General features: G+C 59.5%; 12 protein-coding genes. 1 reads left to right on the top strand and 11 read right to left on the bottom strand.

The annotated features are described in order from the left end of the window. Window positions 1-116 precede the first annotated feature (116 nt). The 6 genes from GT019_RS21380 to GT019_RS21355 form a co-directional block, all read right to left on the bottom strand. Window positions 117-1,982, bottom strand: coding sequence for a bifunctional homocysteine S-methyltransferase/methylenetetrahydrofolate reductase (locus tag GT019_RS21380; RefSeq protein ID WP_161745225.1), 1,866 nt, complete (start codon window positions 1,980-1,982; stop codon window positions 117-119). A 24-nt stretch (window positions 1,983-2,006) separates the two neighbouring features. Continuing rightward, a complete protein-coding gene (dapF, locus tag GT019_RS21375) occupies window positions 2,007-2,837 on the bottom strand; it encodes a diaminopimelate epimerase (RefSeq protein WP_161745224.1) in 831 nt (276 codons plus the stop codon). Between the two features lie 599 nt (window positions 2,838-3,436). Further along, complete coding sequence (locus GT019_RS21370) at window positions 3,437-4,138, bottom strand: class I SAM-dependent methyltransferase (protein WP_161745223.1); 702 nt, start codon at window positions 4,136-4,138, stop codon at window positions 3,437-3,439. 62 nt (window positions 4,139-4,200) lie between these two features. Continuing rightward, complete coding sequence (locus GT019_RS21365; RefSeq protein ID WP_161745222.1) at window positions 4,201-4,854, bottom strand: class I SAM-dependent methyltransferase; 654 nt, start codon at window positions 4,852-4,854, stop codon at window positions 4,201-4,203. Further along, on the bottom strand, window positions 4,842-5,204 hold the full coding sequence (locus GT019_RS21360; protein ID WP_268896076.1) for a MerR family transcriptional regulator: 363 nt from the start codon (window positions 5,202-5,204) through the stop codon (window positions 4,842-4,844). Before GT019_RS21360 ends, GT019_RS21365 begins: the two co-directional genes overlap by 13 nt. A gap of 139 nt (window positions 5,205-5,343) precedes the next feature. Then, on the bottom strand, window positions 5,344-8,142 hold the full coding sequence (locus GT019_RS21355) for a calcium-translocating P-type ATPase, SERCA-type (protein ID WP_161745220.1): 2,799 nt from the start codon (window positions 8,140-8,142) through the stop codon (window positions 5,344-5,346). A gap of 159 nt (window positions 8,143-8,301) precedes the next feature. Here GT019_RS21355 and GT019_RS21350 point away from each other — a divergent pair, with 159 nt between their 5' ends. After that, the gene (locus GT019_RS21350; RefSeq protein WP_161745219.1) at window positions 8,302-10,155 is read left to right on the top strand and encodes an Rqc2 family fibronectin-binding protein; all 1,854 of its coding nucleotides are present in this window, start codon (window positions 8,302-8,304) and stop codon (window positions 10,153-10,155) included. A 66-nt stretch (window positions 10,156-10,221) separates the two neighbouring features. Here the strand turns inward: GT019_RS21350 and GT019_RS21345 are convergent, their stop codons facing one another. From GT019_RS21345 to GT019_RS21325, 5 genes are all read right to left on the bottom strand, one after another. Further along, window positions 10,222-11,079: a PHP domain-containing protein gene (locus tag GT019_RS21345; RefSeq protein ID WP_161745218.1), complete on the bottom strand. Its 858-nt coding sequence runs from the start codon at window positions 11,077-11,079 to the stop codon at window positions 10,222-10,224. Continuing rightward, complete coding sequence (locus GT019_RS21340) at window positions 11,070-11,981, bottom strand: selenium metabolism-associated LysR family transcriptional regulator (RefSeq protein ID WP_161745217.1); 912 nt, start codon at window positions 11,979-11,981, stop codon at window positions 11,070-11,072. Before GT019_RS21340 ends, GT019_RS21345 begins: the two co-directional genes overlap by 10 nt. Window positions 11,982-12,098: 117 nt before the next feature. Continuing rightward, on the bottom strand, window positions 12,099-12,536 hold the full coding sequence (locus GT019_RS21335) for a hypothetical protein (protein ID WP_161745216.1): 438 nt from the start codon (window positions 12,534-12,536) through the stop codon (window positions 12,099-12,101). Window positions 12,537-12,716: 180 nt separating this feature from the next. Beyond that, window positions 12,717-12,980, bottom strand: coding sequence for a YlbG family protein (locus GT019_RS21330; protein WP_161745215.1), 264 nt, complete (start codon window positions 12,978-12,980; stop codon window positions 12,717-12,719). Window positions 12,981-13,004: 24 nt separating this feature from the next. Next, the gene (locus GT019_RS21325; protein ID WP_235948881.1) at window positions 13,005-13,430 is read right to left on the bottom strand and encodes a YlbF family regulator; all 426 of its coding nucleotides are present in this window, start codon (window positions 13,428-13,430) and stop codon (window positions 13,005-13,007) included. Between the last annotated feature and the right edge of the window lie 156 nt (window positions 13,431-13,586).

The raw sequence follows: 13,586 nt of genomic DNA, 5'->3' as shown, positions 1-13,586 counted from the left end.
ATGAGCCCCTTATTCTAGCGCATCGGAGGCGGCTTGGCAAGTGCATCCAAAGTCTATATTAATTCATTTTCATCGGACGAACAAGTGTCAAAGCGAAAACGGGAGAAAAAACGAGGTTATCTCGTCAAACTGCCTGTTTTTCGCCACACGTAATCCGTCAGCTTCACCGTCATGTCGTAGAACATGAACGGCGTAATCAAATAGATGCCCTTGAAGTATTCCAGCGCCGTATCCAGCAGCTCCTCCGCGATGCGGACGCCTTCCGCCCGGCCCGACTCGCCCTCGAGAGCGGCCATTCGCTTGCGGACTTCGTCCGACAGTTGGATGCCGGGCACCTCGTTATGCAGGTATTCCGCGTTTCGCCCGCTCGCCAGCGGCATGACGCCGATGAAGATCGGCACCTGCAGGTGCTTGGTCGCTTCCGCGATCCGCGCGATCAGTTCTTTGTCGTAAACCGGCTGCGTCATGATATAGTCCGCGCCGGACTCGATTTTCCGTTCCAGCCGGGCGACGGCTTTGTCCAAATATTTGACGTTGGGATTAAACGCCGTACCCGTAATGAAATTCGCCCGCTGCTTCAGCTGCTTGCCCGAGAAGGCCACGCCTTCGTTCAGTTGCTTGATCATGCGGATCATCTCGAACGAAGTCAGGTCGTAGACCGAGCTCGAATCCGGCAGGTCGCCGAACCGGGCGGGATCGCCCGTGACCGCCAGCACGTGATCGATGCCGAGCGCGTCCAGCCCCATCATGTGGGACTGCGTGCCGATCAGGTTGCGGTCGCGGCACGCGATATGCACGAGCGGTCGGATGCCGACCTGATGCTGCACGAGCGAAGCCAGCGCGATGTTGCTCATCCGCGTGACGGCCAAGGAATTATCCGCCATCGTGACGGCGTCCGCCTTGATCGCCTTCAGCGCCCTCGCGCCTTCCATGAATTTATGGATATCCAGATCGCGCGGCGGATCCAGCTCGACGATGACGGTATGGCGGGCTTTCACCAAATCCACGATCGTCGGCTCCGATTTCGGCGTGCGTTCCGGCGCTTTCGTCTCGCGTACGCTGAGCCGCTCCAAGGGTGCGGGATGCAGCCGATCGGCCGGATCGACCGGCTGCGGGACGTAACCATCCAGCGCCGCCGCGATCGCCGCGACATGCTCCGGGGTCGTGCCGCAGCAGCCGCCGATAATGCGCGCCCCGCGGTCGGCGAACTTGCGCGCCGATTCCGCGAAGTACTCCGGCGTCGACGTGTATTGGTACTTACCGTCCACGTAATCGGGAATCCCGGCATTCGGGAAGACGGACAGCGGCAGCTTGATATCGCCTGCGATGGAATCGATGGCGCGCAAGATACCGTTCGGGCCGCTGCGGCAGTTAAAACCGACGACGTCCGCGCCTTCCGTCCGCAGGCTCTCGAATGCCAGCGCGATCGGCTTGCCGTCCAGCGTGACCGCTTCCTTCTCGACCGCGAATTGGCACATGACCGGCGTATTGGACAAGCCGCGCACGATCCGGAGCGCCAGCAGCGCTTCTTCCAGATCGTAGAACGTTTCCAGCAGAATGCCGTCCACGCCCTCGCTCAGCAGCGCTTCGATCTGCTGCCGGAACAGATGCTCCAATTGGATGGGCGAGATGTTCTTGCGCTTCCCCGCCCGGATGGAGCCGACCGCTCCGACGACGTACGCATCGCTGCCTACGGCGTCCCGCGCAATGCGAACGCCTGCCTTGTTGATCGCTTCCACGTCTTCGTCGAGCCCGTAATTCGTCAAGCTCATCAAGTTGGCCGAAAACGTGTTCGTCTCTATTAATCTTGCCCCGGCTTCGTAGTAGCGGCGATGTACGTCCGCGATGACCTCCGGCCGCAGCAAGTTGAATTCTTCGTAGGAAACGCCGACAGGGAACCCCATCCCGTACAGGTAGGTTCCCATCGCGCCGTCGCCGGTCAAGATGCGCGCACGCAGCGCTTCCCTTAAGTCCGGTTTCATTGTCATGACTCCTTCATCCGTTGCTTAAACCGTTCCGCGGTACACTTCTTCGGCAGGTCCCGTCATGAACACGAAGTTCGTCGCTTCGTCCCACTCGATGAGCAGGTCGCCGCCCTTCAGCGAAACCGTCGCCGTCCGGTCCGTCAGTCCGTTCAGGACCGAAGCGACGACCGTCGCGCATGCGCCCGTGCCGCACGCCAGCGTCGGGCCGGCGCCGCGTTCCCAGACGCGCATGTCCGTGAAGTCCTTCGACCGCACCGTGACGAATTCCACGTTGATTTTGCGAGGAAACAGCGGATGGACTTCCAGCTTCGGCCCCCATGTCGCCAGGTCGAAATTGACCGCGTCGTCCACGTAGATGACGCAGTGCGGATTGCCCATCGAGACCGCCGTGAATTTGAATTCGCGGCCGTCGACTTCGATCGACTGGTCGATGACCGGGTTGGCGTCGATCGTCGTCGGCACTTTCAAGCCTTCGAGAATCGGCTGGCCCATGTTGACGCGCACTTTGCGCACTTGGCCGTTATCGACGGTGAGCTGCACTTCCTGCACGCCCGCGCCGAGCGTCTCGATCGTCAGCGTTTCCTTGTCCGTGAGGCCGTTGTCGAAGACGTACTTGGCCACGCAGCGGATCGCGTTACCGCATTGCTCCGCCTCGGAGCCGTCCGAGTTGATGATGCGCATCCGGAAGTCCGCTTGCTCCGAAGGCAAAATATAAACGAGTCCGTCGGCGCCGATGCCGAAGAAACGGTTGCACAGCTGTTCTGCCAGCTGCGCGGCGTTGTCCGGTAGTTTCGATTCGCCGGCGACCACGATAAAGTCGTTGCCGAGTCCGTGCATTTTGGTAAAGTTCATCGTCCCTGCTCTCCTCTGTTTGAAGCGCACTCCGCCTCATTCTAAAATGCTTATTAAAAAATAGTTTACCTTAGTCGTGTTGATCTGTCGACAGTTACTATTCCACCCCCTAAATCCCCCTTCTCCAAGGGGGACCCCTATGGCTCCGCCCTCTGGACACCCGAATGGTATAACGTATGAGCTGCAGAGAAGCGCACCCGAGCCGATGCCAGCTAGGCCCGCTTTCGTCCCGTTCGGGACACGCTTTGACATTTGGCGGTTGTGAGCTGCCTGCTGTCCCTTGCGGGACCATGAGAACGCGATGCGGGACAGAGCCGCGCGATACGGTTCAGCGTGCTTGGCTCGCTTTCGTCCCGTTCGGGACACGCTTTACTTTAGGCGCGGGGACTGGATTGCCAGGGCTTCGCTGCTCTCCGGCAATTTCGGGCCGCCGGGTTCTTGGCGGCGAAGTTGGTTTTTGGGGGATTGCCAGGGCTTCGCTGCGCTCTCCGGCAATTGGGGGCCGCCGGGTTCTTGGCGGCGAAGTTGGTTTTGAGAGATTGCCTAGGTTCGCTGCGCTCTCTGGCAATGCCTTTTTGCTGCGCGGCGCTTTGACTAGCCTAAAACCTTTTCCACCAGACGCCGGTGCATTCCGGAACTATTCGGGATTGCGTACGGACGACTTCCCGACTGATGTCGCTTCCGAAGAAGAAGTCGGTCAGCTCCGCCGCTTCTTCCGGGCTTTCGAATTCATAATCGGTTCGGATGCAGGCGTGATCGAAGCCGTAGTCTTGCTCGAGCTTGCAGAAGTACGCTCGCAAAAAATCCGGCGGATTCGGTTCGCTTGCGCCCGTGCCGTAATTTTCGAACAGGATGGCCGTGCCGCCAAGCTTCAGGACTCTGGATAGTTCATCGACGATCCGAGCCAGATTTCCCTCCCAGTCCGGGATATTGGAGCTGGCCGAGTAGCAGATCGTCCAGCCTGCGGTAAGCAAGTCGATGCTTTTATCCGCGATTGGCAGCTTGTCGTTCGTGCCCGGAACGGTTTTCCAATTATCAGTGCCCGCTTCGGCGCGTAAATGCATGGCCGCGATGTCGAGCATGGCCTGCGAGGCATCCGTGGCGAGAATGGATCGGACGCGAGGCGCCAGCATTCTGGCCAGCCTGCCGGTGCCCGTTCCGATATCTGCCGCATTAAGCCGGTCCAAGTCCGGCGCAACGGCCCGGATCATGCGCATCAGATTGCCTTCGCGATCCTCCCTGGCGATCATTCTGTCGTAACGCTCCGCTTCGCTTCGATAAATCCTGTCGTGGTCCATCATGGCTATTCCTCCCGATTCGTGGTCCTCTTCAGCTTGAGGGCTGACGCCGGGTGAAGGTCAAGTCAATGTTTGCGGACGGCATACAGCATGCCGACATGCGGATTGACCGCATAATGAATCGTGATGTATCCGCGCTCCTTGAACCAAGAAGCCATTTCGCCTCGGTTGACGGCATGCTTCGAAGGCTCTCTCCGTTCCGCGGGCGTTCCGTCTTCCGTCATCAGCCCGGCCAAGCAGATTCGGCCGTTCGGCTCGAGCACGCGGTCCATTTCCGCCAACCCCAGCAGCTGCTGGCTCCCGTTCATGAAATGAAACGCGAAAGCGGACACGACGAGGGAGAAGCTGCCGTCCGCGAACGGAAGCGCCAGCGCGTTCCCGAGCTTGGCCGATACCAGGGGATGCTTCTTCCGGCACATCGCCAGCATTTCCTTCGACTGGTCGACGGCCGACATTCGCGCCCCGTTCGCGGTCAGCAAGCCCGCAAGGTTGCCTGTCCCCGTTCCGACGTCCAATCCCTGCTCGCCCGCCATCGGCGCCGTCCATTGCAGCATCATGTCCAGCACTTCGTCGTATTCGGCCTGCGATAAAGCCGGTCCGGCGGAAAACATCGCGGATGAGCGGTCGAAGCGGGCGGCCAGCTCGTCGAATCGCCACGTATCCATCCATGACGCTTGCTGCTGCCGGATTCCCTTCAGCCGGTTCGTCAGCTGGAACAATCCGCGGCGTCCAACCTGCCTTTGGCCTCAAGGCGGCCGATCAGCTCGTCCAGCATGTCGATCGCGTATTTTCCCTCCACCCATTTGGCGGCGACCGCCATCCGCTGCAATTCCAGATCATGGTGCACGGTCGCGGAGTCGCCCCGATCAAGCTTATCGATCATCGATTTGATCTGTTCCAGCCCGAATCCGACGGCGCGCAGCGCGGATATCGTTTGCAGCCGCAGGGCATCGCTCTCCGAGAAGCTCCGGTAGCCGTTGTCCGATTCGCGCGCCGGCGCCAGCAATCCTCGCGCTTCGTAAAGTCTGATCGCCCGCGGGCGTGATCGCAAGCCGCTCGGCGATTTCATTGATTTTCATGCGTCGAACGCCTCCATCCGCTCATTATAAACGATGACGCCGGGTCAAGGTACACGCGATGCCGATCGCGCAAAAGACCGCCGGGGCAATCCCGGCGGTCCGATCCGTGCCTATGCAGCCGGCGCCTCTTTAGCGCATGGCCGTTTTCTGGCCGCCGAGCGGCCATTTCGAGTTTTTCTTCTTCTTGTCCGTCGTGCCGAGCACGCTGCCGATGCCCATGAAGAACGTCGGGATGCCGGCGGCGACGAGCACAAGGCACCAGTCGCGGAAGCTGAGCGGGACGGTTTTGAAGATCGGCTGAAGAACCGGCACGTACAGGACGGCGAGCATCAGCACGACGGAAGACAGCACCGCGAACAGCAAATACTTATTTTGCAGCATGTTGCGGTGGAAAATCGATCTCGAGCTGCGGCAGTCGAATACGTGAATCAGCTGCGCCATGACGAGCGTCGCGAACGCTACCGTCTGCGCGTGGATCAGGTTTTGCGGATCGCCCGGCTTGATGCGCAGCGTAATCCAGAACGCCGCGAGCGTGAAGACGCCGATCAGGATGCCGCGGCTGATGATTTTCCAGCCCAGCCTGCGGGCGAAAATGTTTTCCTTCGCCGAGCGCGGCTTCTGCTGCATGAGGTCCTTCTCCGCTTGGTCGACGCCGAGCGCCATGGCCGGCAGGCCGTCCGTCACGAGGTTGACCCACAGGATCTGAATCGGCACGAGCGGCAGCGGCAGGCCGGCCATCATCGCCAGGAACATCGTCAAGATTTCGCCGACGTTGGAGGCCAGGAGGTACCGGATGAATTTGCGGATGTTCTCGTAAATGCCGCGCCCTTCCTCGATCGCCGATACGATGCTGGAGAAATTGTCGTCGCTCAGCACGAGCGAGGAAGCTTCCTTGGATACGTCGGTGCCCGTGATGCCCATCGCGATGCCGATATCGGCCGCTTTGATCGCCGGCGCGTCGTTGACGCCGTCGCCCGTCATCGCCACGACATGTCCTTTGCGCTGCAGCGCCTTGACGATCCGCAGCTTATGCTCCGGCGAGACGCGCGCATAGACGAAAATATTATCCGCCAAACGGTCCAGCTGCTCTTCCGACATCTCGTTCAGCTGCTGGCCGCTGACCGCGATGCCGCCCCGCGGCATGATGCCGAGCTGCCCTGCGATCGCCTCTGCCGTCAATTGATGGTCGCCGGTGATCATGACCGTCTTGATTCCCGCGCGCCGGCAATTCGCGATGGCTTCCTTCACCTCGCGGCGCGGCGGATCGATCATGCCGGACAAGCCGACGAAGATCAGCTGGTTCTCGACGTCGCTCTCCACCTCCGAAGCATCATGCGGCCGAAGCTCGCGGTAAGCGAACCCGAGTACGCGCAGCGCGCCCGCGGCCATCCGCTCCCCCGCATCGGCGACCTTTTGCTTGAGCGTGGCCGTGAACGGCACGACTTTTCCGTCCCATAACACGTAGAGGCACTGATTCATCAGCACGTCGGGCGCGCCTTTCGTGCAGACCAGGCGCCCGCCTTGGTGATGGACGAGGACGGACATCCGTTTGCGCTCCGAATCGAACGGATATTCCTTCACCCTTTTGTAAATTCCTTCCATCGACTTGGCGGAGACGCCGAGCTTCGATGCCAGCACCGTCAGCGCGCCTTCCGTCGGATCGCCCTTCAGCACCCATTCGTCCTGCACGACGACGCCCTTGCCCTTCTTGCGCTTCGCCGGGTCGGCTTCCGGGTCCAGCTTCGTGACGCTCGCGTTATTGCACAGGGCCGCGATTTGAAGAAGCCGGCGCAGCGATTGGTCGTGCTTGACGTCGACGACTTTGTTGCCCTCCAGACAGCTGCCGGCCGGCTCGTACCCTTCCCCGGTGATGTCCAATCCGCGGCCGCCGATCCAGAGTCTCGTGACGGTCATTTTATTTTGCGTCAGCGTACCCGTCTTGTCGGAGCAGATGACGGACGCGCAGCCGAGCGTCTCGACCGAAGGCAGCTTGCGCACGATCGCGCGGCGTTTGATCATCCGCTGGACGCCGAGGGCGAGCGCGATCGTGACGATGGCCGGCAGTCCCTCCGGGATCGCGGCGACTGCCAGGCTGACGCCGGCGAGGAACATTTCGTAGGCGGGTTGTCCGTGCAATATCCCGGCGACGACGACCATGACCGTCAACGCGAGCGCGACGATGATCAGGATTTTGCCGAGCTGCTCCAGGCGGTGCTGCAGCGGCGTTTCCATGGATTCCGTTTGTTGGATGAGATTGGCGATCTTGCCCATCTCCGTGTTCATGCCCGTCCGAACCACGATCCCCTTGGCCGTTCCGCGGGTGATCATCGTTCCCATGAACCCGATATTGCGCATATCGCCGAGCGGCAAATCGGCAGCCTTGATCGGGTCGCAATGCTTCCCTACCGGCACCGATTCCCCCGTGAGCGCGGATTCTTCGGCGTAACAGCTGTTCGCTTCGATGAAACGGATATCGGCCGGGATACGGTCGCCGCTTTCCAGCTCGACGATATCCCCCGGCACGAGCTCGCTGGCCGGAACGATGACGATTTCCCCGCCGCGCAGCGCTTTGGCCAGCGGCGCCGATAAAGCCTTGAGCGCGCGCAAGGATTTCTCCGCCCTGAATTCCTGCACGAAGCCGAGCACGGCATTAATGACGATAATGGCCACGATCGTGATCGCGTCCAAATATTCGCCGAGCAGGCCCGATATTAATGTCGCCCCCATGAGCACCAGCACCATGAAATCCTTGAATTGACCCAGAAACAGCTTCAACGGGGAAACTTTCTTCCCCTCCGACAGCTCGTTGCGCCCTGCTTGGATCAATCGCTCGGCGGCCGCGCCCGGCGTAAGCCCGGCGTCCAAATTCGCATCAAGCGCCTTGGCCAGCTCGGCCGTTTCCAGCCCATGCCACATTCCCTGTTCCATTGCTCCGACTCCCTTCCGATACTCGCCGCCTGACGGACAGCCTCTATGGGCTAAATGTATTCGGACAAACCCGAAAATATCCCAGCCCGGGACTTAAGTTTTTGATCCGGTTATGGCATGATAGGAAGATGACTCACAAGCAAAGGGGAATTTTACGTCATGGCCTTAGATGGAATCGTCACCCGCGCCGTCGCCGACGAGCTACAAGCCTGCATCGGCGCGCGCATTCATAAAATTCACCAACCGACTCCGCATGACCTCGTCCTGCAAATCCGCGGCGGCGGCATCCAGGGCAGGCTGCTGCTCTCGGCCAACCCGACTTATCCGCGCGTTCACTGGACGGAGCAGTCCTATACCAACCCGATGGAAGCGCCGATGTTCTGCATGCTCATGCGCAAATACTGCGAAGGCGCCGTCATCGAAGCCATCCGGCAAGTCGGCAACGAGCGCATCCTCCATATCGACGTCCGCCAACGGGACGAGCTCGGCGACACCTTCCAGAAGCGGATCGTCGTCGAGCTCATGGGCCGGCACAGCAATATTATCTTGCTGGATGCCGCATCCGACGCGATTCATGACGGCATCCATCACGTCACGCCGTCCATCAGCAGCTTTCGCGTCGTCATGCCGGGCACGCCCTACGTAGCGCCGCCCGAGCAAGGCAAGCACGACCCGTTCGCGGTGAGCGACGAGCGGGAATTAGCGGAGGCGCTTCATGTCGCAGGTTCCTTGCTGCTGCACCCGCCCGTGCCGGACGAGGACAGCATTCATTTCGGAACCGCGCCGAAGCCGGTCCCGGCCGAATCGCTGACGCCGGAGAAGCTGATCGTCGCCGCATACAGCGGCGTTAGCCCGCTCCTGGCCCGCGAAATCGTATTCCGGGGCACGCCGCGAGCCGAGGGCAGCCTGCCGAACGGGCTGGACGAGCTGCAGCGAACCGCCGGCGCGATCTGGCCGGTTTTCCGCGAGATGATGGAGCGTTTCCGGCTGCGCGACTACGAGCCGCAAATCGTGACCTTGAACGGCGGCAGCGGCAAGTCCGCTTTCTCGGTTACGGCGCTCACGCACTTGGACGGGGAAGCGGCCGGGTTCGACACGGTCAGCGCCTGCCTGGAAGCCTTCTACGGCGACAAGGCGCAGCGGGATACCGTCAAGCAGCGGGTATCGGATCTGATCCGCTTCCTTCAGAACGAGCGAGGCAAGAACGAGAAGAAGCTGGAGAAGCTGGAGGATTCGCTGCGGGAAGCGCAGGATGCCGATAAATTCCGCATGCTGGGGGACTTGTTGACGTCCAACCTGCATCTGATCCAGCGGGGAGACACGTCCGTGGAGCTCGTGAATTATTACGAGGAAGAGATGCCGAGCGTCACGTTGCCGCTCGACCCGCAGCTGACGCCTTCCCAGAACGCCCAGCGGCTGTTCAAGAAATACGCCAAATTCCGGAACAGCCAAACCTTCGTCGCCGAGCAGATGGCCAAAGCCCGCGAGGAAATCGATTACCTCTCGTCGCTCTTGCAGCAGCTGGACAGCGCGTCCTTGGCGGATATCGAAGAGATCCGCGACGAGTTGGCGGAGCAGGGCTACATGCGGCAGCGCGAGAAGCGAGGCGCCCGCAAGAAGAAGCCCAAGCAGCCCGCGCTCCTCTGCTATACGTCCAGCGAGGGCCTGCCGATCTACGTGGGCAAGAACAACACGCAAAATGATTTCCTGACGAACAAGGTCGCCGGTCCGGGCGATACGTGGCTGCATACGAAGGACATCCCGGGCTCGCACGTGGTCATTCGAGGCACCGGTTTTAACGATCGCACGCTCGAAGAAGCGGCCATGCTGGCTGCCCAATTCAGCCAGGCGCGTTCCTCGTCCATGGTGCCGGTCGATTACACGCTCGTTCGGCATGTCAAGAAGCCAAGCGGGGCCAAGCCCGGCTTCGTCATCTACGATCACCAAAAGACGCTGTTCATCACTCCGGACGAGCAGCGCCTTAAGGAACTTCCTTCTCAAATCAAAACGTAGCATTCTCGCTGCGACTATCATAACGGCACGCGTAGTTTACGTCTCGGACGCAAGCTGCGCGTGCCGTTATTCGCGCTGCCTCGAAGCCGGATTCAACTGCTCCAGCGCGGTAATATCGACGGAGCGGCTCCCGATCTCGCCATGAAAGACCACGCCTTGGCGTTCGCCATGGAAATCCGACCCGCCGGTCACGATCAACCCATGTTCCCGCGCCAGCTTCAAGTAACGCGCTTCATCCGCTTCGTCGTGGTCGGGATGGTACACTTCGATGCCCTGCGCGCCTTTGGCGATGATGGCCTTCACGAGCTCGTCGTTGCGATAGAGTCCCGGATGCGCGATCACGCCGGTTCCGCCCGCTTCGCGAATCCATTCCAGCGCCTCGAACGGATGCAGCCGCGGCGGATTGGCATAAGCCGCCCCGTCTTGTCCGAGATACCGGTCGAACGCTTCCTGCATGGAGGCTGCGTAAGCCTTCTTGACCAGCACGGCAGCGATATGGGGACGCCCCATGGAGCCGCCGTCTTTGCCCTGCGCCTTCGCTTCTTCCAGCACTTCCTCCCACGAAATCGCAAGTCCGAGCTCATTCAGCTTCCCGATGATCATTTCATTGCGCAGTTCTCGCGATCCCTGCAGACGGCTCAGCTTCCCCCGCCATTCCGCGTTATCCCACGCCATATAATAGCCCAAGATATGAATGTCGATGCCTTCCGCGACGGTACTGATCTCCACGCCGGGAACGACCGTGATGCCCAGCCGTTCGCCGGCTTCCAGCGCTTCCGCGATTCCGTCCACCGTATCGTGATCGGTGATGGCGATCGCCGCGAGCCCCCGCGACTTCGCCATCGCCACGTTATCCGCCGGCCGCTGCAGTCCGTCGGATGCCGTTGTATGCGTATGCAAATCCGCTTTGCCGATTAGAGCCATTGCTGCAGATCCCTCTCTCTCAGAAATGTCAAAAACGTAACGGCCGAGATCGGCAAAAGCGCCGATTTCAGGAAAATGGCATAAAATTGCCGTTTGAACCGCACGTCGCGGATCGGAATCGTCTGAATCAATCCCAGCGCCACCTCGTGCTTGACCGACGAGGCGGACACGAACGAGATGCCGAGGCCCGCTTCGACCGCCGATTTGACGGCGCCCGTGCTGCCGAGCTCCATGACGATTTTCATGTCGGCGATGTTCATGCGCTTCGCCCGAAGCTGCTCTTCCATGACGAGCCGCGTCCCGGAGCCCTGCTCTCTCAGCACGATCGGGAACTTCATCACTTCCTCAAGCTCGACTTCGGCGGAGCCGGCAAGCGGATGCGATTTGCCGACGATCAGCTTCAGCTCGTCGCTCATGACCGCTTCCATATGCATGTCCGGGTCGTTGACCGGCGCTTCGATCAAGCCGAAATTCAGCTGATGATTGACGATTTCTTCCATGATCTGCGCCGTATTCATCACTTTCATGCTAATCGCGATATGCGGGAATTCCTGGCCGAACGGACCGAGCAGCCGCGGCAAAATATATTCGCCGATCGTCAGGCTCGCGCCAAGGTGCAGCCGGCCCTTCAGCTGCTTCGTGAATTTGGACATGTGCATATCGGTATCGCGGATCAAATCGATGCTCCGCTGGGCGAACGGCATCAGCGCCCTGCCCGCTTCCGTGAGCTCGATCCGTTTGGTCGAGCGCTGCAGCAGCTTCGTGCCGAAATAATCTTCCAGCGACTGGACCTGCATCGTCACCGCGGGCTGCGTCATGTGCAGCGCCTGCGCCGCCGCGGAAAAGCTTCCGCGCTCCGCGACGGTATAAAAGATATGGAGCTGATGAAAATTAAGCGCCATGAAGGGCATCCCTTCCTTTCTCTCGCCATTATTATACATCAAACGCCCCGCAATTCACCGTCTCATACAGAAAAAGCATGAGCTGCCGCAGCCCATGCTTCGTGTCCCCTAATCGCGTTACTTGCGTTTCCGGCTGTTTTTGATCAATGTCATTCTTCGCGAATGACGCAGCCAGGAATAATAAGATTTCAAATCGCGTAGTTCTATAGTCTCAGACATTCTTCCTAGGAATGTGACAACGATCATTTTGTGCAGCGGATTGCCGGCCAGATCCGTTTCCTTCTCCAGCACGGCGAATTCGGCCACGAACACGAGATCGTCGTCGATCAGATAAACGTCCTGCTCATTTCGGTAATAAGGCTCGATACGCCCCTGCTTCAGGCATTGCCACATGAAATCCGCAATATCCTCAAAGCCGGTGCGCTCGCTTTCGACCCGGTCTGCCCAGCGGCTTTTGGCGTGGTTGGTGATGACGATATCCGCCACCTTCTTGTCACCGAGTACGACATGAAACGACTCGTACGTGTTCCAGCGATCCGTCATTTTGTCTTTCATTCGCGATCCACCCCTCCCCTGAGTAGGCCTTATTATCTATATGTACTTTCCATATTATTGTAGCATGCATGTCCAGTTTTTCAACATAAAAATAAAGTCGCCCCAAATATGGTTATTAATGGATGTTGGACTTATGAAAAAAGGCCCCCTGTCCGAATGCGCCGGCCGGGGGCCATGTCCTTACAAGCTGTAAAAACGGGTTTTGTCAGGCACGCCCTGCGTATACTCCGTTTTTATTTCATTTCGGTAGGAGCGTTCGATGCGTTTCACGAAGGGCAATCGCCCCATGTTTCGCACGACCTCGTCCGCCCGGTCGGCATTCATATACATCACCACATAATGCATTTTACGTGACATGTAATGAACCGTTCCATATTTCTCTAACGTACGTGCGGCTTTAAGATCGCTGACCCAAACAATGTATCCCACGCGTTCCGAAAACATGAATGCCCCCCGTTCTCCTCTCTCTTAACCGCAGCCGCCGCTTCCGCAGCTGCACGATCCGCCGCTTCCGCAGCCGCCGCCTTTGGGCATCGGATCGTTGCTTGGCACCTTGATCGTATCCGACACGGCTCCCGCGATCTGAACGGCGATCGCGTGCAGCAGGTCGTCCACCGCCTGCTCGGCTGCTTTGAAGCGGCTGACGCAGTCGACCTCGTTCAGCTCGCGCTGCACGGCCTCTACCTTTTCCTTCGCCGTGTGGAAGTCCGGATGAAAGCGCCCGAACCGTTCGCAATCCACGAATTGTTCCTTTGCTTTCGCGAATTGTCTCACTAGCTGACGCACTTGTTCGTTGTCGTCGACAACGGATTTCCAATATGCATATTCGGCAACTTCCGCCGATTGGTTAACCAAATCGCCAATTTCGTAGGCGCGCAGCAGCAGCTGCCCCATATCGAGCGATGAAGGACCTTCCGTCTCATAGGAATCGAAAGATTCGTAGAGCGGTAAACCCAGTTCAAGCGCCGCGGGGTCCGATAACGGCAATGTTTCCATTATTTCTGCCCCCTCTATGATCAATAGGCTCTTCTGCCTTACAGGTATCATACC

The organism is Paenibacillus glycinis, from assembly GCF_009909185.1.
GTDB classification, from domain to species: domain Bacteria; phylum Bacillota; class Bacilli; order Paenibacillales; family Paenibacillaceae; genus Paenibacillus_Z; species Paenibacillus_Z glycinis.
Note: the sequence above shows the minus strand (reverse complement) of the source record. Positions and strands in the feature narration are given on the sequence as shown.

Coding starts and splice junctions, on each gene's coding strand:
- GT019_RS21380 (WP_161745225.1), bottom strand. CDS start 1,982: ATGAAACCGGACTTAAGGGAAGCGCTGCGTGCGCGCATCTTGACCGGC.
- dapF (WP_161745224.1), bottom strand. CDS start 2,837: ATGAACTTTACCAAAATGCACGGACTCGGCAACGACTTTATCGTGGTC.
- GT019_RS21370 (WP_161745223.1), bottom strand. CDS start 4,138: ATGATGGACCACGACAGGATTTATCGAAGCGAAGCGGAGCGTTACGAC.
- GT019_RS21360 (WP_268896076.1), bottom strand. CDS start 5,204: ATGAAATCGCCGAGCGGCTTGCGATCACGCCCGCGGGCGATCAGACTT.
- GT019_RS21355 (WP_161745220.1), bottom strand. CDS start 8,142: ATGGAACAGGGAATGTGGCATGGGCTGGAAACGGCCGAGCTGGCCAAG.
- GT019_RS21350 (WP_161745219.1), top strand. CDS start 8,302: ATGGCCTTAGATGGAATCGTCACCCGCGCCGTCGCCGACGAGCTACAA.
- GT019_RS21345 (WP_161745218.1), bottom strand. CDS start 11,079: ATGGCTCTAATCGGCAAAGCGGATTTGCATACGCATACAACGGCATCC.
- GT019_RS21340 (WP_161745217.1), bottom strand. CDS start 11,981: ATGGCGCTTAATTTTCATCAGCTCCATATCTTTTATACCGTCGCGGAG.
- GT019_RS21335 (WP_161745216.1), bottom strand. CDS start 12,536: ATGAAAGACAAAATGACGGATCGCTGGAACACGTACGAGTCGTTTCAT.
- GT019_RS21330 (WP_161745215.1), bottom strand. CDS start 12,980: ATGTTTTCGGAACGCGTGGGATACATTGTTTGGGTCAGCGATCTTAAA.
- GT019_RS21325 (WP_235948881.1), bottom strand. CDS start 13,430: ATGGGGCAGCTGCTGCTGCGCGCCTACGAAATTGGCGATTTGGTTAAC.